The 21785-nt window shown below is 72.3% G+C and carries 26 protein-coding genes and 2 pseudogenes; 12 read left to right on the top strand and 16 right to left on the bottom strand.

The features are described from left to right. Positions 1 to 61: 61 nt before the first annotated feature. Positions 62 to 892, top strand: coding sequence for a YndJ family protein (locus AB0F81_RS25535; RefSeq protein ID WP_360201120.1), 831 nt, complete (start codon positions 62 to 64; stop codon positions 890 to 892). On the opposite strand, the gene AB0F81_RS25540 is transcribed toward AB0F81_RS25535, so the two are convergent. The 11 genes from AB0F81_RS25540 to AB0F81_RS25590 all read right to left on the bottom strand — a co-directional run bounded on the left by AB0F81_RS25540 (position 875) and on the right by AB0F81_RS25590 (position 9255). Continuing rightward, a complete protein-coding gene (locus AB0F81_RS25540) occupies positions 875 to 1330 on the bottom strand; it encodes a hypothetical protein (protein ID WP_360201122.1) in 456 nt (151 codons plus the stop codon). The two genes, AB0F81_RS25535 and AB0F81_RS25540, sit on opposite strands and share 18 nt — an antisense overlap. A 167-nt stretch (positions 1331 to 1497) precedes the next feature. After that, positions 1498 to 2412: an NADP-dependent oxidoreductase gene (locus AB0F81_RS25545; protein WP_360201123.1), complete on the bottom strand. Its 915-nt coding sequence runs from the start codon at positions 2410 to 2412 to the stop codon at positions 1498 to 1500. 23 nt (positions 2413 to 2435) lie between these two features. Then, positions 2436 to 2912: a methyltransferase domain-containing protein gene (locus AB0F81_RS25550; protein ID WP_360201125.1), complete on the bottom strand. Its 477-nt coding sequence runs from the start codon at positions 2910 to 2912 to the stop codon at positions 2436 to 2438. A gap of 131 nt (positions 2913 to 3043) precedes the next feature. Continuing rightward, positions 3044 to 3964, bottom strand: coding sequence for a hypothetical protein (locus AB0F81_RS25555; RefSeq protein ID WP_360201127.1), 921 nt, complete (start codon positions 3962 to 3964; stop codon positions 3044 to 3046). A gap of 106 nt (positions 3965 to 4070) precedes the next feature. Then, positions 4071 to 4712 carry an SRPBCC domain-containing protein gene (locus tag AB0F81_RS25560; protein ID WP_360201129.1) on the bottom strand — a complete coding sequence of 214 codons (642 nt, stop codon included), beginning with the start codon at positions 4710 to 4712 and terminating at the stop codon, positions 4071 to 4073. Next, complete coding sequence (locus tag AB0F81_RS25565) at positions 4712 to 5146, bottom strand: metalloregulator ArsR/SmtB family transcription factor (protein ID WP_360201130.1); 435 nt, start codon at positions 5144 to 5146, stop codon at positions 4712 to 4714. The genes AB0F81_RS25560 and AB0F81_RS25565 overlap by 1 nt, the downstream gene beginning before the upstream one ends. Positions 5147 to 5196: 50 nt before the next feature. Then, positions 5197 to 6114 (bottom strand): zinc-binding alcohol dehydrogenase family protein, encoded by a 918-nt coding sequence (locus AB0F81_RS25570; protein ID WP_360201132.1) that lies wholly within the window; start codon positions 6112 to 6114, stop codon positions 5197 to 5199. Positions 6115 to 6155: 41 nt separating this feature from the next. After that, complete coding sequence (locus AB0F81_RS25575) at positions 6156 to 6518, bottom strand: hypothetical protein (RefSeq protein ID WP_360201134.1); 363 nt, start codon at positions 6516 to 6518, stop codon at positions 6156 to 6158. Next, the gene (locus AB0F81_RS25580) at positions 6515 to 7378 is read right to left on the bottom strand and encodes an extradiol ring-cleavage dioxygenase (RefSeq protein WP_360201136.1); all 864 of its coding nucleotides are present in this window, start codon (positions 7376 to 7378) and stop codon (positions 6515 to 6517) included. The genes AB0F81_RS25575 and AB0F81_RS25580 overlap by 4 nt, the downstream gene beginning before the upstream one ends. 9 nt (positions 7379 to 7387) lie before the next feature. Continuing rightward, complete coding sequence (locus AB0F81_RS25585) at positions 7388 to 8134, bottom strand: citryl-CoA lyase (RefSeq protein WP_360201137.1); 747 nt, start codon at positions 8132 to 8134, stop codon at positions 7388 to 7390. Next, complete coding sequence (locus AB0F81_RS25590) at positions 8119 to 9255, bottom strand: CoA transferase (protein ID WP_360201139.1); 1137 nt, start codon at positions 9253 to 9255, stop codon at positions 8119 to 8121. The genes AB0F81_RS25585 and AB0F81_RS25590 overlap by 16 nt, the downstream gene beginning before the upstream one ends. A gap of 107 nt (positions 9256 to 9362) precedes the next feature. Here AB0F81_RS25590 and AB0F81_RS25595 point away from each other — a divergent pair, with 107 nt between their 5' ends. The 3 genes from AB0F81_RS25595 to AB0F81_RS25605 all read left to right on the top strand — a co-directional run bounded on the left by AB0F81_RS25595 (position 9363) and on the right by AB0F81_RS25605 (position 12224). Next, on the top strand, positions 9363 to 10799 hold the full coding sequence (locus AB0F81_RS25595; protein WP_360201141.1) for an amidohydrolase family protein: 1437 nt from the start codon (positions 9363 to 9365) through the stop codon (positions 10797 to 10799). Positions 10800 to 10892: 93 nt separating this feature from the next. After that, entirely contained in the window at positions 10893 to 11693 is an 801-nt protein-coding gene (locus AB0F81_RS25600) for an IclR family transcriptional regulator C-terminal domain-containing protein (protein WP_360201143.1), read from the top strand. A 54-nt stretch (positions 11694 to 11747) separates the two neighbouring features. Beyond that, positions 11748 to 12224, top strand: coding sequence for a TrkA C-terminal domain-containing protein (locus AB0F81_RS25605; protein ID WP_360201145.1), 477 nt, complete (start codon positions 11748 to 11750; stop codon positions 12222 to 12224). On the opposite strand, the gene AB0F81_RS25610 is transcribed toward AB0F81_RS25605, so the two are convergent. Then, positions 12221 to 12967, bottom strand: coding sequence for an SDR family oxidoreductase (locus AB0F81_RS25610; protein ID WP_360201147.1), 747 nt, complete (start codon positions 12965 to 12967; stop codon positions 12221 to 12223). The two genes, AB0F81_RS25605 and AB0F81_RS25610, sit on opposite strands and share 4 nt — an antisense overlap. A gap of 79 nt (positions 12968 to 13046) precedes the next feature. Between AB0F81_RS25610 and AB0F81_RS25615 the strand changes: the two genes are divergently transcribed. From AB0F81_RS25615 to AB0F81_RS25635, 5 genes are all read left to right on the top strand, one after another. Then, positions 13047 to 13520, top strand: coding sequence for a MarR family winged helix-turn-helix transcriptional regulator (locus AB0F81_RS25615; protein ID WP_360201149.1), 474 nt, complete (start codon positions 13047 to 13049; stop codon positions 13518 to 13520). A gap of 92 nt (positions 13521 to 13612) precedes the next feature. Beyond that, on the top strand, positions 13613 to 13891 hold the full coding sequence (locus tag AB0F81_RS25620) for a hypothetical protein (RefSeq protein ID WP_360201151.1): 279 nt from the start codon (positions 13613 to 13615) through the stop codon (positions 13889 to 13891). A gap of 47 nt (positions 13892 to 13938) precedes the next feature. Then, positions 13939 to 14436 (top strand): hypothetical protein, encoded by a 498-nt coding sequence (locus AB0F81_RS25625; protein ID WP_360201152.1) that lies wholly within the window; start codon positions 13939 to 13941, stop codon positions 14434 to 14436. A gap of 37 nt (positions 14437 to 14473) precedes the next feature. Further along, positions 14474 to 15286, top strand: a complete 813-nt coding sequence (locus AB0F81_RS25630; RefSeq protein ID WP_360201154.1) for a hypothetical protein — start codon at positions 14474 to 14476, stop codon at positions 15284 to 15286. Between the two features lie 24 nt (positions 15287 to 15310). After that, positions 15311 to 15808, top strand: coding sequence for a YfbM family protein (locus AB0F81_RS25635; RefSeq protein WP_360201179.1), 498 nt, complete (start codon positions 15311 to 15313; stop codon positions 15806 to 15808). Here AB0F81_RS25635 and AB0F81_RS25640 read toward each other — a convergent pair. Next, a complete protein-coding gene (locus AB0F81_RS25640; RefSeq protein ID WP_360201156.1) occupies positions 15801 to 16955 on the bottom strand; it encodes a serine hydrolase domain-containing protein in 1155 nt (384 codons plus the stop codon). The genes AB0F81_RS25635 and AB0F81_RS25640 overlap by 8 nt on opposite strands. 93 nt (positions 16956 to 17048) lie before the next feature. On the opposite strand from AB0F81_RS25640, the gene AB0F81_RS25645 reads away from it, so the two are divergent. Further along, positions 17049 to 18227 carry an ROK family protein gene (locus AB0F81_RS25645; RefSeq protein WP_360201158.1) on the top strand — a complete coding sequence of 393 codons (1179 nt, stop codon included), beginning with the start codon at positions 17049 to 17051 and terminating at the stop codon, positions 18225 to 18227. Between the two features lie 125 nt (positions 18228 to 18352). Here the strand turns inward: AB0F81_RS25645 and AB0F81_RS25650 are convergent, their stop codons facing one another. Together AB0F81_RS25650 and AB0F81_RS25655 are read right to left on the bottom strand one after the other, a co-directional pair. Beyond that, positions 18353 to 18757 (bottom strand): NUDIX domain-containing protein, encoded by a 405-nt coding sequence (locus AB0F81_RS25650; protein WP_360201160.1) that lies wholly within the window; start codon positions 18755 to 18757, stop codon positions 18353 to 18355. A 115-nt stretch (positions 18758 to 18872) separates the two neighbouring features. Next, the gene (locus tag AB0F81_RS25655; protein ID WP_360201162.1) at positions 18873 to 19343 is read right to left on the bottom strand and encodes a hypothetical protein; all 471 of its coding nucleotides are present in this window, start codon (positions 19341 to 19343) and stop codon (positions 18873 to 18875) included. Positions 19344 to 19610: 267 nt separating this feature from the next. Here AB0F81_RS25655 and AB0F81_RS25660 point away from each other — a divergent pair. After that, positions 19611 to 19784 (top strand): annotated as a pseudogene (locus AB0F81_RS25660) (IS701 family transposase); the annotation flags it as partial. 55 nt (positions 19785 to 19839) lie between these two features. Here AB0F81_RS25660 and AB0F81_RS25665 read toward each other — a convergent pair. Further along, positions 19840 to 21090 (bottom strand): annotated as a pseudogene (locus AB0F81_RS25665) (alkaline phosphatase D family protein); the annotation flags it as partial. Positions 21091 to 21170: 80 nt separating this feature from the next. Here AB0F81_RS25665 and AB0F81_RS25670 point away from each other — a divergent pair. Further along, on the top strand, positions 21171 to 21737 hold the full coding sequence (locus AB0F81_RS25670) for an HDIG domain-containing metalloprotein (RefSeq protein WP_360201164.1): 567 nt from the start codon (positions 21171 to 21173) through the stop codon (positions 21735 to 21737). The last annotated feature ends 48 nt before the right edge of the window (positions 21738 to 21785 follow it).

The following is a 21785-nucleotide window of genomic DNA, read 5'->3' on the forward strand; positions in this document are numbered from 1 at the left end:
CGCGCGTTCCGGATTGCTAGAGTTCCCTCAAGTTGAACGTGTTCAACAATGGGGAGCGGTCGTGTGGGCGCTGGTGAATCTGCTGGTCACCGTAGGGATGCTGGTGGTCGTGCCGCTGGGGCTGCGGCTCCTGGCGGACCCGGCGGGGGAGGCGGCCCGGCGGTGGTGGCCCGTCGGGGCCGTGGCGGGGGCGGTCAGCCTGTGGCTGCCGCGGGGGCCCCTCGCGGTGGGGCTCGCCGTGATCTACGCGGCGTCGGCGGGGGTGCTCGGTGCGTACGCGATCCGGGTGTTGTGGCGTGCCGAGCGTGACCGGCCCGCCCAGCTCGCGGTGGTGACCGCCCTGATCAGCCCGGCGATCGCGGCGAGCGCGCTGATCGCCGAGCGGGCCGGCTACCGGCTGTTCGGCTTCGAGCTGGGGGTGCTGGCGCTGACCGTGGCGCATTTCCACTTCGCCGGGTTCGCGGCCGCGCTGATCGCCGGGCTGCAGCGTCAGATCGCGCCCGGGCGCTGGGCGGCCGCTGCCGCGCTCGCCGTGCCGGCAGGCACGATGCTGGTGCTGCTCGGCTACTTCACCGGCGAGTTCGTGGAGCTGGCCGGAGCGCTGGTGCTGACCGCCGGCATGTGGACGGTCGGGCTGCTGACCTGGCGGCACGCCAGAAACGGCCGGCACGACCGGCTGACCGCGGTGCTGCTCGGCACGTCAGCGCTCGTCCTCGCCGCGTCGATGCTGCTCGCGCTGAGCTGGGCCGTCGGCGAGGCGACCGGGGTCCCGCACCCGTCGCTCAGCTGGATGGCGGCCACGCACGGGGTGGCGAACGCGCTCGGTTTCGCGGTGTGCGGCCTGGTCGGCTGGCGGCGTGCGGGTGTCGTCGCGTCAGGACGCCGGTCGTGAGGGTGCGAGGTCGTTCGCGGCGGTTCGCGGCATGCTGCGCAGGCGCAACTCGTGGTGGAGTGCCATCGGGTCATGGGCGTTGGCGCGGCAGGCGAGGTCCTCGAAGAAGTCCATGAACAGGCCCTGCCGGGCCTCGCGTTCGGCGTGGATGTGCGGTTCGAGTGCCCGCCACATGCGCCGGATGCGGAAATTGGTCGTGGCCACCACGAGCCGTTCCTCGATGCAGCCGAAGGCCACCAGGATGCCCATCGAGTCATAACATGACGCGATCGAATATGCGGCGCTGCGCAACGGGTCCGGCAGTTCGGAGACCGGGGTGTCGGGGGAGACGTCGGCGAGGCCGCTGACCAGCAGTTGCTCCTGGTTCCAGAACTCGGCGAGGCCCATGTCGCGCGTGATCAGCTCGATCGCGACGGGCAGATGATTCGCGCTGCGCAACGATCGCAGTTGTCGCCAGGTGAGTGCGGATGAAACGGCGATAGCTGTCACTGACACCAGGACTGCCGCTATCGCTACGGCAACCTCGACGCTCATATTCACAGATTGTCATGCCGCGGCAACGCGCCGTCACGTGAGTGATGGCTCGTGAACGCCTTGGCGAGCGATCAGGGGATCAGGACGATCTTGCCGCGCAGGCCTCCGCCTTCGAGCCGCTGGTGGGCTTCGGCGGCGGCCGTGAGCGGGAGGGTGGCGGCCACCCGGGTGCGCAACGAGCCCTGCGCCACGGCTTCCAGCAGGTCGCGCAGGGCCGGCTGGTCCAGTCGCACCAGGACGATCTCCTGGCGCACCTTGCGGGCCGGGTCGAGAGGTGGCGTCGGGCGCGTGGTTATCACGGTGCCGCCGGGACCGACCGCGGCCGCGGCCGGGTCGCCGAGAGGGACCGCGTCGAGCGCGGCGGGCACCGGGCCGGCGTCGGCCAGGCTCGCTGAGCGGGGGATCACGGTGTGCGCGCCCAGGCTGCGCACCCACTCCTCGTCGCCGTTGCTGGCCTGCGCCAGGACCCGGTGACCGGCCTGGGCGGCGAGCTGCACGGCGAAGCCGCCGACACCGCCGCTCGCGCCGGTGACCAGGAAATCGGTGGGGACGGGCAGGTCGAGCATCCGCAGGGCGCGGTGGACGGTCAGCGCGTTGAGCGGCACGGTGGCGGCGGCCACCGGATCCAGGCCGGCGGGCAGCGGCACCAGCCAGTCGGCGTCGGCGGCGACGAGTTCCGCATAGCCGCCGACGGACCCGCGGGTGAGGAACCACGGGATCATGCCGGCGACGAGATCTCCGGAGCGCAGGGCGGTGACGTCGGCGCCGGTGGCCACGACCTCGCCGGCGATGTCCCAGCCCAGCGTGAACGGTGGCGGGACCGGACCGCCCGGGATGTGGCCGGTGCGGGCGGCGACGTCGGCCGGGTTCACGCAGGCGGCGCGCACGCGGACCAGCACCTGATGGGAGGCCGGCACCGGATCGGGCTGGTCGACGACCCGCAGAACCTCCGGTCCGCCTGCCGCGGTCACCGCAATCGCACGCATCGATACCTCCCTGGCGTTGTCGCCTACTCTCTCACCGGGCCGGGGGCGCGTCCAACATGGACGCCCGCGGACGGGTTGTGCGGGAAGATCTCGCGAAGGGGGTCTCCGCCGTCGATGAACACCCGGCCCGTGGGCCGGGTGACCGCCGCGATCCGGGCCAGGGCCAGCCGGCCGGCCGCGGGATGGCGGCCGTCGAGCGCGCCCACCCGCACGGCGAAGACCAGGTCGAAAGGCTCCTCACCCGGCTCCAGCGCGAACTCCTCGGCGGTGGCCCGGCGCACGCTCATCCGGCCCGCGGCGATCTCGGCGGCACAGGCGGCCGTGGCCTGCTCGACCGCGGTGGCGGAACGATCGATCGCCACGATGTGGCCGGTGGTCAGGCGGGCGGCGACGGCGCGGGCCGCCGCGCCGGGGCCGCAGCCGATCTCGAGCACGCGCAGGTGCGGGGTGAGGGGGAGAGCGTCGACGATCGCGGCCAGACGGGGTGAGAGGGCTGCCATGACTGCCGCGCGTCTCACTGTGCCGGGCTGGTGTGCACGTCGTCGCCCCTCTGGCGGGCGTGGTGGTGGCATGACGGGGCAACCTCGATCATGGCCGAAACCTAACACCGGGGTACGACAGGAATCGGCGCTCAGGCCACGTCCTGCCGGTGGGTGCTCCGGGCGGGAGCGACGGCGACCAGCAACGCTCCGGCCAGCACGGCGAACACCACGTTCCCCGCCCAGCGCACGCCGTCGTCCGGCTCCAGCAGGGCGGTGAGCACGAAACCCAGCCAGGCATAGACCGGCAGCACGCCGGCCACCAGCGCGTAGCCGTGCCACGCGGTCCAGCCGGGAGCCTGCGACCACCGTCGCACCAGGATCCACGCGACGATCAGGAGGCATGCGCCGAACACCAGGCCCGCCGCCGTCTCCGGCCGGGCGACGAAGACGCTCGCGGTGACGAACGTGCCCCAACCCAGCAACAGCGGCCGCGGCACCGGGCCGGTGCCCGGGCGAACGCGAGACGGCGCCAGCAGGCCCCACGCCACGAACGCGGCGATCGCCACCAGCACCGCAGCCACCTGTACGGCGGACGGGCGCACGGAAACCGTGTCGTACGCGTCCGAGAAGATCAGCGCGCACCCGGCCACGTAGACGACAGCGGTCACCACCAGTCCCCGGCCGCTCAGCCACGGTGTGCGCCCCCGCGGCCCGGCCACCCTCTCCGCGATGGCGATCGGGACCGTCACACTCCAGACGGCATGGCCGGCGACGAAGGAGACCGCGCTGACCAGGTCGAATCCCGCCCCGGCGAGCGGCGGGTTGAACAACGTCAGATCGGCGAGGCCGGCCTCCGCGATGCCGTAGGCGGCACCCAGCAGCAGCATCGCCGGATAGCCACGCCCGGCCCGGCGCACCACCTCGCGGATGAGCAGCGCGCCACCGCCGTACATCGGCATCAGGAAGACGATGAGCGGCAGCGTCCGGACGGACAGGTTGCCGAGTAGGTACTCGCCCACCCACGGAGCGAGAAAGATCAACGTCAGTACGGGGACAGCGCGTCGGCTCACACCCTGACGCTAGGGGCGGGCGCGCCGGGTGCGCTGGAGCCGAAGGTTCACCGCGCGATGACCAAAGTCGATGCCGGGTCCGCGGGACGAGCCCGGCACCGGGCGGTCAGGACTCCGGGGCGAAATGCTGCACGCCGAAGGCGACGGCCGCCGCCAGATCCTCGTCGCTGGTGCCCCAGGCGGACTGGACGACAGCGCCCCAGGCGTGGCAGCTGCGGGTGGCGAAATCCTTCGCCTCGGGAGCGTCCTCCCAGGTGGCGGGATCCATCGTGGCGCCCCGCAGGTGCATGTCGAGAGCGAGCACGGTCAGGTCCCAGCCGCCCCCGATGCCGATCGTGCCGCCGGGGCCGTAGGTGCGGACCATCTCGTCGACGATCTCGGCGGGGGAGGAGTGCTCCAGTTCGAAGACGGTGCGGCCCGGCGCGCCCGGGGTGAGACGGACCTCGACCTCGGTGGACATGCCTTCGCCGAGCACCCAGGTCACCTTGAGCAGGCGGGGGCGCTCGCAGCGCAGGACCTCGCCGCCCGCGTTGTCCTTGAGCTGGAAGGCGCCGCCGAGGCGGAAGTCGCCCTCGACCGGGCCGAGCCAGCGGTGCAGCCGGCCGGGATCGGTGCAGGCGTCCCAGACGTCCTCGACCTCGGCGTCGTACTCGCGGCGCAGAAGCAGCGAGCGCCCTTCGCCGGACGACACCGGCAGGGAGCCGAGCTCACGGTGGGTGGCGTTGATCTGGCTGACGATGTCGAACATCAACTTTCCTCACTGTCAGGCGAACGGTCGGAAGGGCGCCGGGCCGGGGGATCGGCCGGGCGATCGGGAGGATCGTCGGGTGGCGGGGCAGCCGCCGAACCGGGCCGGCTCGCCGTCTTGCGGCGGCCGCGTGCCAGTTCGGTGGCGAGAGCGTCCAGCCGCTGGGTCCAGAACGGGCGGAAGCGCTCGAGCCAGTCGTGCGCCGCCAGCAGCGGCTCGGCCTGCACGGCGTAAAGACGCCGGGTGCCGTCGGCCCGGACCGAGGCGAAACCGGACTCGCGCAGCACGCGCAGATGCTGCGAGACGGCCGGCGGCGAGATGCCGAACTCGGCCCGGACCACCTCACTGATGGCGCCGGCCGGCTGCTCGCCGGTGGCGAGCAACTCCAGGATCCGGCGCCGCACCGGGTCACCCAGGACATCGAACGCGTGCATGCGCCGACTATTTCAGTCGTCGCTTAATTAAGTCAAGCCTGAATCAGACGTCACACAGTGAGGACGACCCGGCCGCCGGCCACCCCGGCAGCCTGGCGCTCCCAGCCCTCCCGCACCTGCTCCAACGGCACCACCTCGTGCGCGACCGCCAGCCTTCCCGCCGCCGCGTGCTCGGCGACCACCGTCAGCGACTCCGCCCGCTCCGCCACCGTGAGCGCGTTGTTCGTGTACCCGAGGATCCGCAACGACCCGGCCCGCAGCGTCGCCGAATCGAACGGCGCCGTCGGCGCCGCCGAGCCACCGAGATTCACCAACCGCCCACCCGGCCGCAGCACCCGCAGCGCGGCCGCCGCCGGCACCCCGAAAACCGGATCCAGCACCAGGTCCAGCGGCCCGTCGGTCGCCGCGCGCAGGCGCGCGGCCAGAGTGGGTACGTCATCGTCCGCGTCGAGCGGCACCGCCGCCGCCGCCCCCAGCTCCAGGGCGCGATCCCGGGCGACCGCCGACCGCGCCACCGCGATCACCCGCCGCGCCCCGGCCAGCCGGGCGAGCTGGATCGCGCTCTGCCCCACCACCCCGCCGCCGCCGAGGACCAGCACCTGCTCGCCCTCCACCAGCGACCCGGTGCGGGTCAGCGCCGAATGCGCCGCCACCGCCGACAACCCCAGCGCCGCCACCGCCGTCAACGGCACATTCCCCGGCAGCGGCACCACATCCACCTCCGGCACCGCCACCGCCCCCGCCATGCTCCCGTCTCCCGGCCGCATCCCCGCGGACGTCGCGAACCACACCGGTGTGCCGTCCGGGCGGTGCCCCACCCCCTGCACCCCGGGGACGTACGGCAGCGCCGGCACCCCGAAGTAGCTGCTGCCGGACGCGCACAGCAGGTCGAGCGGCGTGATCGGCGCGGCGACCACCGCGATCGGCACCTGCCCGGGACCGGCGATCGGCACCGGCCGGGACCGCATCACTGGCGGCTGCCCACAGGCCGTCACCACCGCCGCGCGGATCATGTCGCGATGTCCGGGTACGGCAGGTCGAAGTGCGCCAGCCGGGCCCCGAACGCCTTCTGGTACTCCAGGGGCTCCCGGTTGTCCCGCTCGAACATGGCGATGAACAGGGTCAGGGTCAGGAACGGGTGGGCACCGAGCGCGAACAGCCGTACATGATCGTGGTTGGCCAATGCGGACCGCTCGTCGTCGGTGAAGCGCAACCAGGTGCTCGCCTCGCCGGTGTGGCAGTTGAGCACCGCGTTCGCGCGGTTCTCCTCCCACCAGGTGACGAACGCGGCCGGGTCGTTGCGGTAGCGCTCCACGAGCGCGGGGTCCCGGTCCACGGTGTAGAGGAACTTGTCCAGCAGGTATTTGCTCATGCCGGTGCTCCGTTCGGGTACCAGGTGAAGTACGCCTCCATGGTGTGGAACAGGTCGAGCGTGTCGACGTGGTCGGCCTTCGCGCCGGCGCCGGCCACGCCCATCATCAGCATGAAGTCCATGAACCCGTGGGTGGCGTTGCCCGGCGCGTGCAGGCTGTCCAGCGTCACTTCGCGCAGGCACCCGTCCAGGTCGCCGGTGGCGATCCACTCGACCGCCCGCTGGTCGAACTCAGGGTCGGGCCCGTGCGGCCCGAACTGGCGCGGCCCGCCGAGCTCCAGCGACAGGTGGCCGGTGCCGATGATCGCGACCCGCAGGTGCGACGGCCACTGCTCGACGATGCGGCGGATGGCCGCGCCGAGCTGCACGAACCGGGAGGGCTGCGGCAGCGGCGGCGCGAAGATGTTGGTGTAGATCGGCACGATCGGCAGGTCGGCTTCCGGCCGCAGCGTGATGATCGGGCAGGTGATGCTGTGGTCGATGCGCAGTTCGTTGCTGAACGCCAGGTCGAAGCCGGCGTCCAGGCCGGAGCGCAGGATGTGCGCGGACAGGTCCTCCTGGCCCTTGAGCAGCATCCGGGGCAGGCCGAACTCGCGTTCCTCGTTGTACCAGTTCGCGTCGTAGAACGGCGCCTTGCCGACCAGGAACTGTGGCATGTTGTCCAGCCACAGCTGGTGGAAGTGGTCGGAGCCGACCATCACCAGCACGTCCGGGTTGGCCCGGGTCAGGGTCTCCCGGAAGGCGAGGATCTTGCGGGTCCACTCGTCGGCGAACGGGGGACGGTCCGCGCCGGTGGCGGTGCTGGCCCGCAGGTAGAAGGGGTGGTGGGTGGAGGCGATGACCGCGACGATGCTGGCCATGGTCGATCCTTAGGGTTCGTAGACGGCGTTGCGGTCGACGGTGCGGTAGACGTCCATGCCGACCGGATGGCGGCGTTCCTCGGCGAGGTGCCCGAGCAGGCCCGCGGCGCGGGCCAGCAGCGCGAAACCGCGCAGCAGATCCACCGGCAGGCCCAGGTCGGCGAGGGCGGCGCCGCAGACGCCGGCGCCGTTGAGCGGCAGCTTCTTCGGGTGTACGCGGCCGACCGCCTCGAAGAGTTCCAGGTGCCGCCCGTAACACCCCTCCTCCTTGGCGATCCGGATCAGCACCGGTGTCCGCGGATCCTGTTCCTTGTGGACGGGATGGCCCAGGCCGGGCACCCGACGGGTGGCCTTGACCGCTCGCAGCGCGATCTCGTCGCAGCTCTCGCCCGGTTCGGCGTCGTCGAGCGCCTCGCTGAGGAACCGGGCGCAGTCCTCGGTCACCCCGAGAAACCGCGATCCACCCCCCAGCAGGCCGGCCGCCAGCGCGCCCTGCAGGGCTTCCGGCGCCGAGAGGTACGTCAGGCGCGCGGCGATCGCCGTCGGGGTGAATCCGTGGTCCGCGAGCGCGACCAGGACGGCCTCGAACACCCGGGTCTCGCCGGGACTCGGCCGCCGCCGGGCGACCAGCCAGAACGCCAGCTCCCCGAAGCCGACCCGGCCCATCAGGTCACCGGCCAGGTCGTGCCCGAGCAGGGAGATCGTGGTCGCGTCCGAGGTGCCCAGACCGGTGGGGAAGCTCAGTTCCTCAGCCACGCGCGGATCTCCTCGCCGTGCTCGTCCAGCCCCGGCGGCGGCAGCTCGTAGCGCGCCGGGGTTTCGGAGAAGGTGATCGGGTTGCGGACGCCGGGCACCCCGCCGGTGGTCACCACCGGGTTCAGGCCCAGCTCCTCGGCGAGCCCGAACCCGCCGTCGATGGTGTTGATCGGCGCGCACGGCACCCCGGCGGCGGTCAGTTCGCGGAACCACTCGTCGCGGGTGCGCTCGCGCAGGCGGTCCACCAGCAGAGGCCGCAGCTGTTCGCGGTTGGCGGTGCGGTCCTGGTTGCGGCCGAACCGCGGATCCTCCGGCAGGCCGGGCAGCCCGAGGACCTGGCAGAGCCGGCGGAACTGGCCGTCGTTGCCGGCGATCACGATCAGCTCGCCGTCGGCGACGGGCAGCGGCTCGTAGGGGAACAGGCTCGGGTGCGCGTTGCCCATCCGGTAGGGCACGGTGCCCGAGGCGACGTATCCGCCGGAGTGGTTGACCAGCCCGGACAGCGCCGACGACAGCAGGTTGACCTGGACCTGCTGGCCGCGGCCGGTCCGGTCGCGGTGGTGCAGGGCGGAGAGGATGCCGATGACGGCGTGCATGCCGGTCATCACGTCGAAGACGGAGATCCCCGCGCGGTAGGCGGGGCCGTCCGCGTCCCCGGTGAGGCTCATCAGCCCGGAGATGGCCTGGACCATCAGGTCGTACCCCGGCAGGTCGGCGCCCGCGCCGGCGCCGAAGCCGGTGATGCTGGCGTAGACGACCCGCTCGTTGCCGGCGGCGACGGTGTCGTAGTCGAGCCCGAACCGGGCCAGCCCGGCCGGTTTGAAGTTCTCGATCATTACGTCGGCGCGGCGGGCGAGCTCCTGGGCGGCGGCCCGGTCGTCCGGGTCCTTCAGGTCCAGGGCGATCGACCGCTTGTTGCGGTTGATCCCGAGGTAGTACGTGGAGACGCCGTCGCGGACCGGCGGCATCCAGGTGCGGGTGTCGTCCCCGGACGGACCCTCCACCTTGACCACCTGGGCGCCGAGATCGGCCAGCAGCATCGTCGCGTACGGACCGGCGAGGATCCGGGAGAAGTCCGCGACGAGCAGTCCGTCCAGTGGTGGGTGTTGCTGCGTCATCATCACCGACCGTTCTACGGACACTTGTCCGCCGACCCAGACTGCGCGCATGATGCTCACGTGTCAACGGCCTGCCCGGACAGCGGACAGCCGTCCGAGAGGGGGAGACGATGAGCGCTAACGACCGGCCGGTGCTGCTGCGCAACGGTCTGGTTCTCACCATGGACGATTCACACACGGTCCTGCCCGGCGGTGACGTGCTGGTCGCCGGCGACCGGATCGTGGAGGTCGGGCACCGCCTCGACGCGCCCGGCGACGCGCTGGAGATCGACGCGTCCGGCGGGATCGTGATGCCCGGCATGATCGACACCCATCGGCACATGTGGCAGACCGCGATGCGCGGCTACGGCGCCGACTGGACGCTCACCCAGTACTTCGTCTGGTACTACCTGGAGTCCGGCAAGCTGTTCCGGCCCGAGGACGTCCACGCCGGCAACCTGCTGTCGGCCATCGAGGCGATCGACGCCGGGGTCACCACCAGCGTGGACTGGTCGCACGGCCTGCAGAGCGCCGACCACGCCGACGCGGCGGTCGACGCCCTGGAATCGGTGCCGGGACGCTTCGTCCTCGCCTACGGCAACATCCAGCAGGGGCCGTGGGAGTGGTCCACCTCGGAGGCCTTCCACGACTTCTACCGGCGGCGCGTCGACGGCGGGAAGCTGGCCGGCTTCCAGCTGGCCTTCGACGTGACCGGCGACCCGGCGTTCCCGGAGAAGGCCGCCTTCGAGGTGGCGCGCGAACTGGGCGTCTCGGTCACCACCCACGCCGGGGTGTGGGGCGCCACCAACGACGAGGGCATCCGGCTGATGTACGAGAACGGCTTCATGGCCCCGGGCACCGTCTACGTGCACGCGGCCACGCTGGGCGCCGACTCGTACCACCGGATCGCCGCCACCGGCGGCTCGGTCTCGGTCTCCACCGAGAGCGAGCAGAGCGCCGGGCAGGGCTACCCGCCCACCTTCCAGCTGCGCGACTACGGCATCCCGGTGTCGCTGTCGATGGACACCAGCGTGTGGTGGAGCGGCGATCTGTTCACCGCGATGCGCACCACGCTCAGCGCCGACCGGGTCCGCGAGCACCTCGAGGCGCACGGCCGGCAGGAGACCGTCACCCACCACAAGCTGCGCGCCGAGCAGGTCGTCGAGTGGGGCACCCGGGGCGGCGCGCGAGCGCTCGGCATGGACTCCCAGGTCGGCGCCCTGACCCCCGGCCGTAGGGCCGACATCGTGCTGATCAAGAACGACGCGTCGCCGGCGATGTCACCGATCCTCAACCCCTACGGCCACGTCGTCTACCAGGCCCAGCGCGGTGACGTGCACACCGTGCTGGTCGGCGGGCGCCTGGTCAAGCACGAGGGCCGGCTGCTCGGCGTCGACCTCGCCGCGGCCCGCGCCAAGGTGGCCGCCACCGTCGACCACCTGCGCGAGACCCTCGGCGAGGAAGCCTGGCAGCGCGGCATGAACCCGGACATCCCGGAGACCAGCGTGCTGGAGAACCCCTACCAGTACACCGAATACGACGCCGGATCGGCGCAATGGAAGCATTAGGGGTATGACCGACTGCACCGAGCGGCACTCAGCCGCACCTGCGGACGACCTCGCAGGCGAGGGCCAGGAGGGCATGCCGAAAGCTGGCACGTCATGACCGACACGAGGGGCGCGGGTCCCGACTTCATCGAGGCCCTCGCCCGGGGTCTCGACGTCCTGCGCTCCTTCCGGTCGGGCAGCCCGGCGCTGACGCTCAGCGAGCTGGCGGCGGGCACCGGGCTGGCCCGGCCCACCGTGCGCCGCATCCTGATCACCCTGGAGCAGCTCGGTTACGTGCGCGCCGACGGCCGCGGCTACGCCCTCACCCCGCGGGTGCTGGACCTGGGCATGGCCTACGTGCACTCGCTGACCATGTGGGAGGTCGCCCGCCCGCACATGGAGAGACTGGTCGCCCAGACCAACGAGTCCACCTCCATGGCGCAGCTCGACGGCTCCGACATCGTCTACGTGGCGCGCGTGGCCGTACCGAAGATCGTGACGCTCGGGGTGAGCATCGGCACGCGCTTTCCCGCGCCGCCGACCTCGATGGGCAAGGTCCTGCTGGCGGCGCTGCCGCCGGCAGCGGTCGCCGGCGTGCTCGCCGAACCGTCCCGGTCCGGCATCACCCCGCGCTGGCAGCCTTCGGCCGCCGAGCTCGAAACCGCGTTGCGAGAGGTCCGGGCGAAGGGCTGGGCGCTCGCCGACCAGGATCTGGCGCCGGGCATCCGGTCCGTCGCCACCGGGGTACGCGACGGGGAGGGCCGCGTCGTCGCCGCGGTGAACGTGACCGTGCACGCCGCCGAGACCACCGTCGAGACCCTGGTCGAGGAGCACCTGCCGAAGCTGCTGCGGACCGCCGCCGACATCAGCCACGACTGGTCGCTGACCGCGAAGATCCCCGCCGTCACGGTGTGAAATGGGTGCCGGCCCGGATGGTCGGCGCGCCCGCCATCCGCCAGCCTGGAGAGCATGACCGTCGAACGCACCGTCCTGCCGGGTGTCGGAGTCGCCCACGCCATCACCACCCGGGCGAGCCAGCGGGCCGGCGTCGTCTGCCACCTCGACGGGCGGCGCGAGATCGTGCTCTACGACCCGGAGGACGGTGAACGGGCGATCTGCCTGCTCGTTCTGGAGGCGGACGAGGCCCACCGGGTGGCCGACCTGCTCTCCGCCACGGTGACCGTGGACCGTCTCGCCGAACTGGAGCAGGAGCTCACCGGGGTGATCGCGGCCCGTGTCCGGCTGCCGGCCGGGTCACCGTTCGACGGGCGGCCGTTGGGGGAGACGCGAGCCCGCAGCCGTACCGGGGTGTCGATCGTCGCGGTGGTGCGCGACGGCGAGGTCATCGTCGGCCCGGCCCCGGGGTTCGTGCTGCGCTGCGGCGACCTGCTGGCGGTGGTCGGCGCCCGCGGTGCGGTCGCCGACCTGGTCGCCCTGCTCACCTAGCGGACCAGTTCGCGGCCGCCGGCCACGGAGAGAACCTGGCCGTTGACGTGGCCGTTGGCCGCGGAGGCCAGGTAGGTGACCGCGGAGGCGACGTCGTCGGGTGTGCAGATGCGCCCGGTCGGTGTCTTCGCCGACTCCTCGGCGACCGCCTTCGGGCCGAGGAACGGCGCGGTCAGCGCCCGGTCGGTGAGCGTGAAACCCGGGCGGACCACGTTGGTCAGGATCCCGTGCCGCGCCTCGCGGACGGCCAGCACCCGCGCGGCGGTCTCCATCGCGCCCTTGGCGGCCGGGTAGGCGAGCGGTCCGCCCATCGGCTGCTCCACGATGTCGGTGGAGACGATCACGATCCGCCCCCAGCCGGCGGCCCGCATCCCGGGCAGCGCGGCGTCGATCAGCGCGGCCGGGTCGACGGTGTTGGCGGCCAGCGACGCCGCGAGGCCGGCGATCTCGTCGTCGTCGAAGGACGGCCACCGCACCGCGTTCGCCACCAGGACGGTGACCGGGCCGGCCGCCGCCACCGCCCGGCGGGCGTCGGCCGGATCGTTCTGGTCCAGGCGCACCGCCCGGGCGCTGCCACCGCGCTCGGTAATGGCCGTGACCAGGTCGGCGGCGGCGCGCTCGTTGGTGTGCCAGGCGACCACGACGGTGGCGCCCTCGGCGGCCAGGTGCCGGGCGATCGCGCTGCCGATGGCGCCCGAGGCGCCGGTCACCAGTGCGGTCCGGCCGGCCAGTTCTGTCTCCACACGCACTCCTTAGTCGGCTAACTATTAGCCGACTATGCATCTCTCGGGCGGCCTCGGTCAACACCCGTAGACTGCCGGGGTGGAATTCGAGGAAGCCCTGGCCACCAACCGCGCCCTGGTCAAGGTGGCCCGGCTCTACCGCGCCGCGCAGGCCGCGTCGCTGAGCGAGCTGGGCCTGCACGCGGGCCAGGACGTGCTGCTGTGGCACCTCGGCCGGCAGCCGGACGGCATGCTGATCAGCGAACTCGCCGGGCGCCTCGGGGTGGAGCAGCCGACCGTGACCCGCAGCCTCAGCCGGCTCGCCGGCGGCGAGTGGTTCGTGCGCGAGGCGGTGCCGGGCGACCGCCGGGCGAGCCGGGTCCGGCTGACCGGGAAGGGCGCCGCGGCGATCCCGCGGATCGAGGCGGCCTGGCAGGCCCTGGCCGAGACCGCCACCGCCGGCATGGACGCCGGCCAGCGGGCCGACCTGACCGGCCTGCTGGAGAAGGTACGCGGCAACCTGCTCGGATTAGGGGTGGATGAAGTGCTGGTTAGGGGTGACAGTGCCTCGTGAAAAGTGTCGTACCCCAGGTCTAATTTGTGCGATGAGTCTCAGAGAGTCGGAGGGTCATAACCGTCGAGGACATCGCACAGGAGGCGATCACGATGACGACCGAGACCACGATGCTGACCGCGGCCCGCGCCGAGGCACTGTTCACCAGCCCGCTCGCCACCGGTAGCCGGCCGGCCCACGACGTCGTCGACGCGGCGATCCGCCTCGCGGTGCGCGCCCACGGCGGCGTGCGGGGATGCGCCGGCGAGGTCGCCGCTGAATACGGCGACCATCCCGAGACCGCGGTGCCACGCATGCGCTGGGCCCGCGAGCTGATCGACGAGCTCTATGTGGTGCGCCGCCCGTTCCACGGCTGGGCTCTCGTCGCCTGACCAGCCCCGGATGCACCGCTGTTGACGGTGATGGTCATGATGTCGCGGTGAAGAACGAGGAACCCGTGGTCTGGCTCGCCACGAGCGACGACCCCGGCTACGCGTGGCGCCGGGGCGGCCAGATCCTGATCGCGTCCCTGGTTCCGGCGGCGCTCATCTTCTGCGGCTCCGGCGTTGCCGGCGAGCTGATCCCGGCCTTCTGGCTGTCGCTGCTGCTGGTCCCGGTCGCCGGGGCCTACGCGCTGGCCGCCGTCGCGGCCGACCGGCGAGCCGCCGTCGAGGTCCGGGTGGCCGGCGGCACCATCACCCTGATCCGGCCGGACGGCAGCACCACGACGATCCAGACCCGCGACGTGCGGCGCGTCGACGTGTTCCGCACGGTCTACACCGGTGGCGCCACCCCCGACACGGTCCGGCTGCGGCTGCACACCGGCGGGCGGGTCGAGCGCACCCGTCCCGGCCCCGCCCTCTCGCCGGAGTTCCGGCAGGCCCTCACGATCGCCGAGCTCGACCTGCGGATCAGCGTGAAACACCGCGAGGAGTGACCCGGAACCACGCGGTCCGGCCCGGCGTCATAGCCGGATGCGATCAACGGGATGGCCGGTTGCCCTCGCCGCCGCGTGCGTGCTGACCCTCTCGGCCGGATCCGCGCCGCCACGTGCCGGCGGTGAGCCGCCCTCCGACCCCGGCACCCTGGTGCTCCAGCTGCACCTGTGGGAGAGCATGACCGGCCCGGCCGAACGGGCCGAACTGCCCGAGTTCAGCCTCTACGGCGGTGGCCGGGTGATCGTCGGCGCCGGGTGGGACGGTTCGCTGCTGCGGGGCCACGAGTTCACCCTCGATCCGCGCGACTACCGGCAGGTCTACCGGCTCGCGCACGCGGCCGGGCTGGCCCGCCCGCGGCATCTGCGCGAGCCGGCGACGACCACCGACGGCACCCTGCTCGTCGCCGAACTGCGGGCCGGCGAGCGCCTGCGGACCACCACCGCGATCTCGCTGGGCCGCCACGACGACACCGGGCAGCGGCTGCGGCTCACCGAGCTTCGCGAGGAGCTTCAACGACACGTGGTGGCGCCCGCCCGGATCACCGCCGGCGAGTACCGGCCGGACCGGGTCGCGGTCCTGACGGCCGGCGGGCTCGGCGCGTCCGACCCGCCCGTGCCGCGGCCCTGGCCGTACCGGGACCCGGCGCAGGGCGAACGGACGGTACTCGGCCTGTGCACGATCCACCACGGCGCGGAGGCGGCGGAGATCCAGGAGCTGGCCCGCATCACCGGTCAGGACTCCCGCTGGTGGAACGCCCGTACCGGGACCCACGACATCGCGGTACTGGTCCGGCCGCTGCTGCCGGAGGAAGCCGGCTGCGCCGACCTGGGCTACCCGGCGCAGCGGTAGGCGCTAGGGTGAGCGCCCGTGGGGATGGAACTGATCGGGCACCGGCTGTCCGCCGCCCGGCTGCAAGAGGCGTTGGACGACCCGTCCGTCGTCGAGACGCTGCTCTTCGGCGACCTGGACGACGACGACGCCGAGATGCCCGAGCCGGAACTCGATCTGGACAAGTCCTGGCACGGGCTGCACTACCTGCTGACCGGCACGGCCTGGGAGATCGGCCCGGGCGCCGGCGCGGCGATCCTCGGCGGCGAGGAGGTGGGCGAGGACGGCGGTTACGGCCCGCCCCGCGTCCTCGGCCCGGAGGCGGTGCGGTCGATCAGCGCCGCGCTGGCCGCGATCGACCCGGCCGCGCTGCGCGAACGGTTCGACCCGGCGGCGATGACCACCGCCGAGATCTACCCCGAAGTGTGGGACGAGGGCGAGGAAGTCTTCGACGACTTCCTCGCCCCCCGCTTCGAGCAACTGCGCGAGTTCTACCGGGCCGCGGCTTCCCACGGCGACGGCGTCGTGCTCGCCATCACCTGACCGGCGCGCAGATCACGTCGTCGACGGCCTTCATGGCGCGCTGGTGCACGGCGAAGGCGGCCTTCTCGTCGGCGAGCTGGGTGGTCAGCGACAGCACCGCCACCCGGTCACCGTCCGGGCTGACGCCGTTGGCGGTGCTCATCCCGGGCACGTCACCGCCGTGCGACCAGTAACCGCCGCAGTCGTTCGGGATGAACATGATGCCCAGGCCGTAGCGGGCCCCGGGCATGAAGTCCTGGAACGTCTCGGCCAGCACGGTCTCGTGCAGCTGCTTCATCTGCCGCGGCTTGAGCAGCTTGCCGCGCTGCAGCGCCTGCCAGAACCGGGCCAGGTCGGTGGGCGTGGTGATCAGGTTGCCGGCTGCGCCGGCCGCGGTGGTGTTCCACATCGTGGTGTCGGTCAGCTCGCCACCCGGCTCCCACTGCTGGTAGCCCTTGGCGTGCGGGTTCGGCACGGTGGGGCGGTCGCCGGGCGCCGACGTACGGTGCAGGCCCAGCGGCCGCAGGATGCGCGAGCGCACCTCGCGGTCCCAGGAGCGGCCGGTCACCGCCTCGATGATCATGCCGGCCAGGATGTAGTTGGTGTTCGAGTAGTCCCAGCCCGTGCCGGGCGCGAAACCGGGCTCGTGCTTCATCGCGAGGGCGACCAGCTCCTCCGGTTCGTAGTGGTCGAACCGGTGCCCCAGGTAGCCCTCCTTCGAGCCCAGCGCCGCGATGTCGTTGGTGTAGTTGTAGATCCCGCTGGTGTGCTGCAGCACCTGGCGGACGGTGATCCGGCGCCCGTCGTTGCCGTTGCCCGTGACCACGCCGGGCAGCCACCGGTCCACCGTGTCGTCGAGCGAGAGCCGTCCCTCCCCGACGAGCTGCAGGACGACGACGGCGACGTACGTCTTGGTGTTGCTGCCCATCCGGAAGTAGCCGTCGCGCGGCACCGGCGTGCCGCGCTCGAGGTCGGCGAAGCCGGCCCGGGCGCTCGTGGTGACGCCGTCGACGCGGGCGAGCGCCTGCACCCCGGTGATCCCCAGCCGGTGCAGGTCGTCAGCCGCGGTCTGCAGCGGGCGGCTCGTGGCGGCCGCCGGGATCGCGCTCCCGGCGATCACGGTCATGGTCAGTGCGCTGGCAAGGCCCCAACGGGCGAATCGTCGCATGAGGAGAACCTATGAGGACGCTGGATGCGTTCCCATCCAGCGACCACCCCGGATAGTGGTAGGGCTGGCCCCACCCCCTAGGTTGGGAGCGTCATGGGAACGCACCGATCCACGCTCGGAACCCTGCTGCACCACGTGCACGTGAGCGGGCCCCTGACGCGTGCCGCGCTGGCCGAGCGGATGGGCGTCAACCGCAGCACCGTCCTGGCCCTGACCGCCGAGCTGGCCGCCGCCGGCCTGGTCCGTGAGGAGCATCCCGCCGCGACCACCGGCGCCGGCCGCCCCTCGCTGCTGGTGCGGCCGCAGTCGGAGCGGGTGTGCGTGCTCGCCTTCGACGTCGCGGTGGACCGGCTCGTCGCCGCGCGGGTCGGGCTGGGCGGGCCGGTCCTGGACCGGCGCGAGACGGTACGTCCGCGCGCCGGCGTCGACCTGGACACCGTCGTCGGCAACCTGGCCGCCCTCGGCCGCGAGCTGATCGAGGCGATGCCGCCCGGCACGACCTGCGTCGGGGTGGGCGCCTCCTACTGCGGCATGGTCCGCCCCGGCGACGGCATGGTCCGCTACGGCCCGGAGCTGGGCTGGGTCGACCAGGCGTTCGGCGCCGAACTGGAGCAGGCGCTCGGCCTGGGCCTGCGAGTCGCCGTCGGCAACGAGGCCCACCTGGGCGCCCGCGCCGAGTTCGAACGCGGCGCCGGCGTCGGCTCACCCGACCTGATCTACCTGCACGGCGACGTCGGCGTCGGCGGCGGCATCCTGGTCGGCGGCAAACCGCTCGGCGGCGAGAGCGGCTACGCCGCCGAGGTCGGGCACATGCTGGTCAACCCGGTCGACGGCCGGCCCTGCCTGTGCGGTTCGGCCGGTTGCCTGGAGGCCGAGACGGGGGAGTACGCGCTGCTGGCCGCCGCCGGCCGCGGCGACGGGCCGATCGGCCGGGACGCGGTGCGCGCCGTGGTCCGCGACGCGGCCGCCGGAGACCCCAGAGCGGCGGCCGCGGTCGCGGAGATCGGCGACTGGCTGGGCATCGGCGTCGCCAACCTGATCAACCTGTTCAACCCCGGCGTGGTGATCTTCGGGGGCATGCTGCGTGACGTCTACACCGGCGCGGCGCCGCAGGTGGCGGCCCGCATCGCCCAGCACGCCATGCCGGTGTCGCGGGAGCGGGCCAGGCTGCGCCTGTCCGGCCTGGCCGACGACGCCACCCTGATCGGCGCCGCCGACCTCGGCTTCGCCGGCCTGCTCGCCGACCCGCTCCCGGTCGCTCAGGCCGGCTGAAATCCCCGTGGCTGTCTCGCCACCTGTTCTCGCAGCCGGCGTGAACGCTGATCGGCTGATCTCTGTCTCTGCCGTCCGTGTGAACGTCACGCTGACGGCAGTCCGAACGCCGCCCGCGTTCAAGCTCAGGCGCGGGCGCCCCGCATCGCTTCCAGCAACGCCGTGCGTACGGGTTCGTGGACGAGCGGCGGCAACTCCTCAGGCCGGAACCAGCGAATCTCGTCATGTTCCTGGGGAGCGACGTTTGCCGGTGTCCCGTCCCAGTCGTCGACAAGCCAGGCGCTGATGCGCACGGACTGCTCTCCGCGGCCGACCTCCAGCCGAACCAGGTGGATTGCCGTCCCTGTTGTTATCCGCACGCCGAGTTCCTCGCGCATCTCCCTGGCGAGCGCAGCCAGTTCTGTCTCGCCTGCGTCGATGTGTCCGCCGGGCAGATCCCACACGTCCGGGTAGACATGGCGATTCGGACTGCGGTGGACGAGCAGGACCTGACCTTCGCGAACCAGCGCCGCGGTGACGATCTCGGGCATGGGCGGGATTCTGGCACGACCCTCCGACAGGAACGTCCGCAACTGCCACAGGCTTCTGGACCGCTACGCACCAGCCGCGCCAGCACCACCAAGCATCATCGCCGGTCCGGCGCGCCTACGTCGTCGGCACCAAGGGTGCGGTCGAGCCGGCCTCGATTGCCTCTTGGACCCTGTTGAGGGCGTCGCGGATCATGGCGCCGTAGTCATCCGCCGGGAGTTCGTCGAGCGCACCGGTGGCCTCGCCCAGGAAGTGCCGCGCCTGCTTCTCGTGTCCGGCCCGGCGGTGGACGTCGGCCAGATTGAGGTGCAAAGAAGGCAGGAAGGCACGCGCCCGCCACGAATCGTCAAAAGCGCGGGTCCGCTCGTCGGTGAGATCCGTGAACGCCGCGAGCGCGAGTTCGTCCCACCGCAGCTCGTCTTCCACCGAGTCCTGCAGGTCAGCGAGGTAATGGGCGATGGTGCACCGGTGAAGGGGGTCTTCGGTGGTCCCCCACAAGCGCTCCAAGGTGGCGCGGGCACCGGCCCTGTCGCCTGCGACGTTCAGCTCCTGGGCCTTGCGGATCTCTTCCATCACGACATCGGTCATAGCTCTTCCTCTGGTCAGCGGTCCCGCGACGCGCAGGGCGGCACGTCGTCCAACCCGGGACAGAGCTTTGACCCTCAACCAGGTCGAGGGTCAAGCAACAGACCATGAAACCGACCCGACGTCCGCGGTTGACACCGCCAAGCCGGCCGAGCACCAGCCGTGCCCACTCGTCATCGGGCTCGCTCTGGAGGTGCGGGATGACTAGCGCCGGCCTTAATACTGCAACCCGGTGTTGCGACGTGAGCTGCGGTGGATCGTTGACTGGTCATGCTGGGTGGCGAGGTGCTCGCGGAGTGGCAGTCGGGTCTGGATGATCTGTTCGCGGTGATCGCGGGCCGGTTTTCGCGGGTGGAGCCACGTCGGTTGGCGTTCGCCTATATGCGGGGGCTGCTCGCGCCGTTGGAACGGCGTAACGGGTGGACGATCGCTGAGCATGCCGGCCGCCGGGCCGGTCGAAGTCGGCGTGGATGTCGTTGACGAACGTGGAATGCCAGTCGCCGGTCAGCACCACCGGGTTGCTCACCCGATGGCCGGTCCACGCCCGGGTCAAACGGTTGCGCGCCGCCGGATAGCCGTCCCAGGCGTCGTGCCACAGCCGCTGCCCGGCGTCGCCGTCGTGGTCGAGGCGGGCCACCATGACGTTGCTGCCGAGGATGTTCCAGCGGGCAGTCGAGGCGGCCAGGCCGGCGTAGAGCCACTTCTCCTGGGCGGCGCCGAGCATCGTGGCCTGCGGGTCGTACTGGGCGGCGCAGGCGTCGCCCTCACCCCACGAACAGGCCGGCGCGGTCCGGTACTGGCGGCCGTCCACGATGTCCAGCTGGGCCAGGCGGCCCCAGTGCAGCCGCCGGTAGATCCGCGGTCCGGCACCGGTCGGCCGGGCCGGGGCGCGGACCGGCTGGTGCTCGTACCAGGCCTGGTAGGCGGCGGCGCGCAGCGCGGAGATGTCCGGGTTGTGCTCCTGCGAGGTGCCCGCGTAGTCGTTGACCACCTCGTGGTCGTCCCAGGTCACCGCGAACGGCACCCGGGCGTGCGCGGCCTGCAGGTCGGGGTCGGACTTGTAGAGCGCGTACCGGATCCGCCACTGGTCCAGGGAGACCGGGGCGGGCCGCGCGGACTCCGGCACGGCCACGTTGCGGTAGCCGCCGGTCGCGGAGATGCCGCCCTCGTAGACGTAGTCGCCCAGGTGCAGCACCAGGTCGACGTCGTCACGGGCGATGTGGGCGTAGGACGGGTAGTAGCCGTCGCCCCAGGCCTGGCAGGAGACCACGGCCAGGTCCAGCGCGCCGCCGGCGGCGAACCGGGCGGGCGCGGTGCGGGTCCGGCCCAGCGGCGAGCGCTGGTCGCGGTAGGCGAACCGGTAGAACCACTCGCCGTCCGGGGCGAGACCGTTCACCTCGACGTGCACGCTGTGGCCCAGCTCGGGCAGCGCCCAGGCGACGCCTTCGCGCACCACCCTGCGGAACCGTTCGTCCCGGGCGACCTGCCAGCGCACCGGCACCGGCACCGCGGGCATGTCCCCGCCGGCGGCGAACGGCTCGGGCGCCAGGCGCGTCCACAGCACCACCCCGCTCGGCGTCGGATCCCCGGAGGCGACGCCGAGCGTGAACGGGTACTTGCTGCCGGGCAGAGCCGGCGCGGCCGCGGCGGAGTCGGCGGGGGTCTGCGCCAGCGCGGCGGCGCCGGCGACCGCGGCGACACTGGCGATCAGCCGGCGACGGTCCACGGTATCGGTCCTCTTCGTTGTCATGAGCCGGTTGTAGGCGGCACAGCTGACGTTCGCCTGGATCGCGTGTGACGCCCGGGTGTCCACTAGTGGATCATGTCCGGATGGGCATCCCGACCGACCGGCAGATCCGCGCCTGGCACGAGCGGTTCGCGCCCAGCCGCGCGGCGTTCGAGCTGGTCCACACGCACTGCGAGATCGTCTGCGCGGTGGCCGAGGAGTTGTTCACCGACGGCGACCTGGAACTGGTCCGGGCCGGCTGCCTGCTGCACGACATCGGCGTCTACCGGCTGCGGGAGAGCGACCACTACATCCGGCACGGGGTGCTGGGCGAGGAGTTGCTGCGCGAGCTCGGCCTGCCGGAGGAGCTGGTCCGGTTCTGCTCGCACCACACCGGCGTGGGCCTGACCCGCGACGACGTGCTCCGGCAGGGCCTTCCGCTGCCGGCCGGCGACTACGTCGCCGAGACCGACGAGGAACACCTGGTCATGTACGCGGACAAGTTCCACTCCAAGTCCAGCCCGCCCGCGTTCGTCTCCGCCGACTCGTACGCCCGCCGCGTCGCCCGGTTCGGCGCGGACAACGTGGACCGCTTCGCCGCCCTGCGCGCCCGATACGGCGAACCGAACCTGGCCGCGCTGGCAAAACGCTACGGCCACGCCATCGTCTGACCGCCCCACCCGGGCGGCCTCGCCGGCTGCCCTCGCTCGCTGGCCTCG

This window comes from Actinoplanes sp. NPDC024001 (assembly GCF_040638955.1).
Lineage (GTDB): Bacteria > Actinomycetota > Actinomycetes > Mycobacteriales > Micromonosporaceae > Actinoplanes.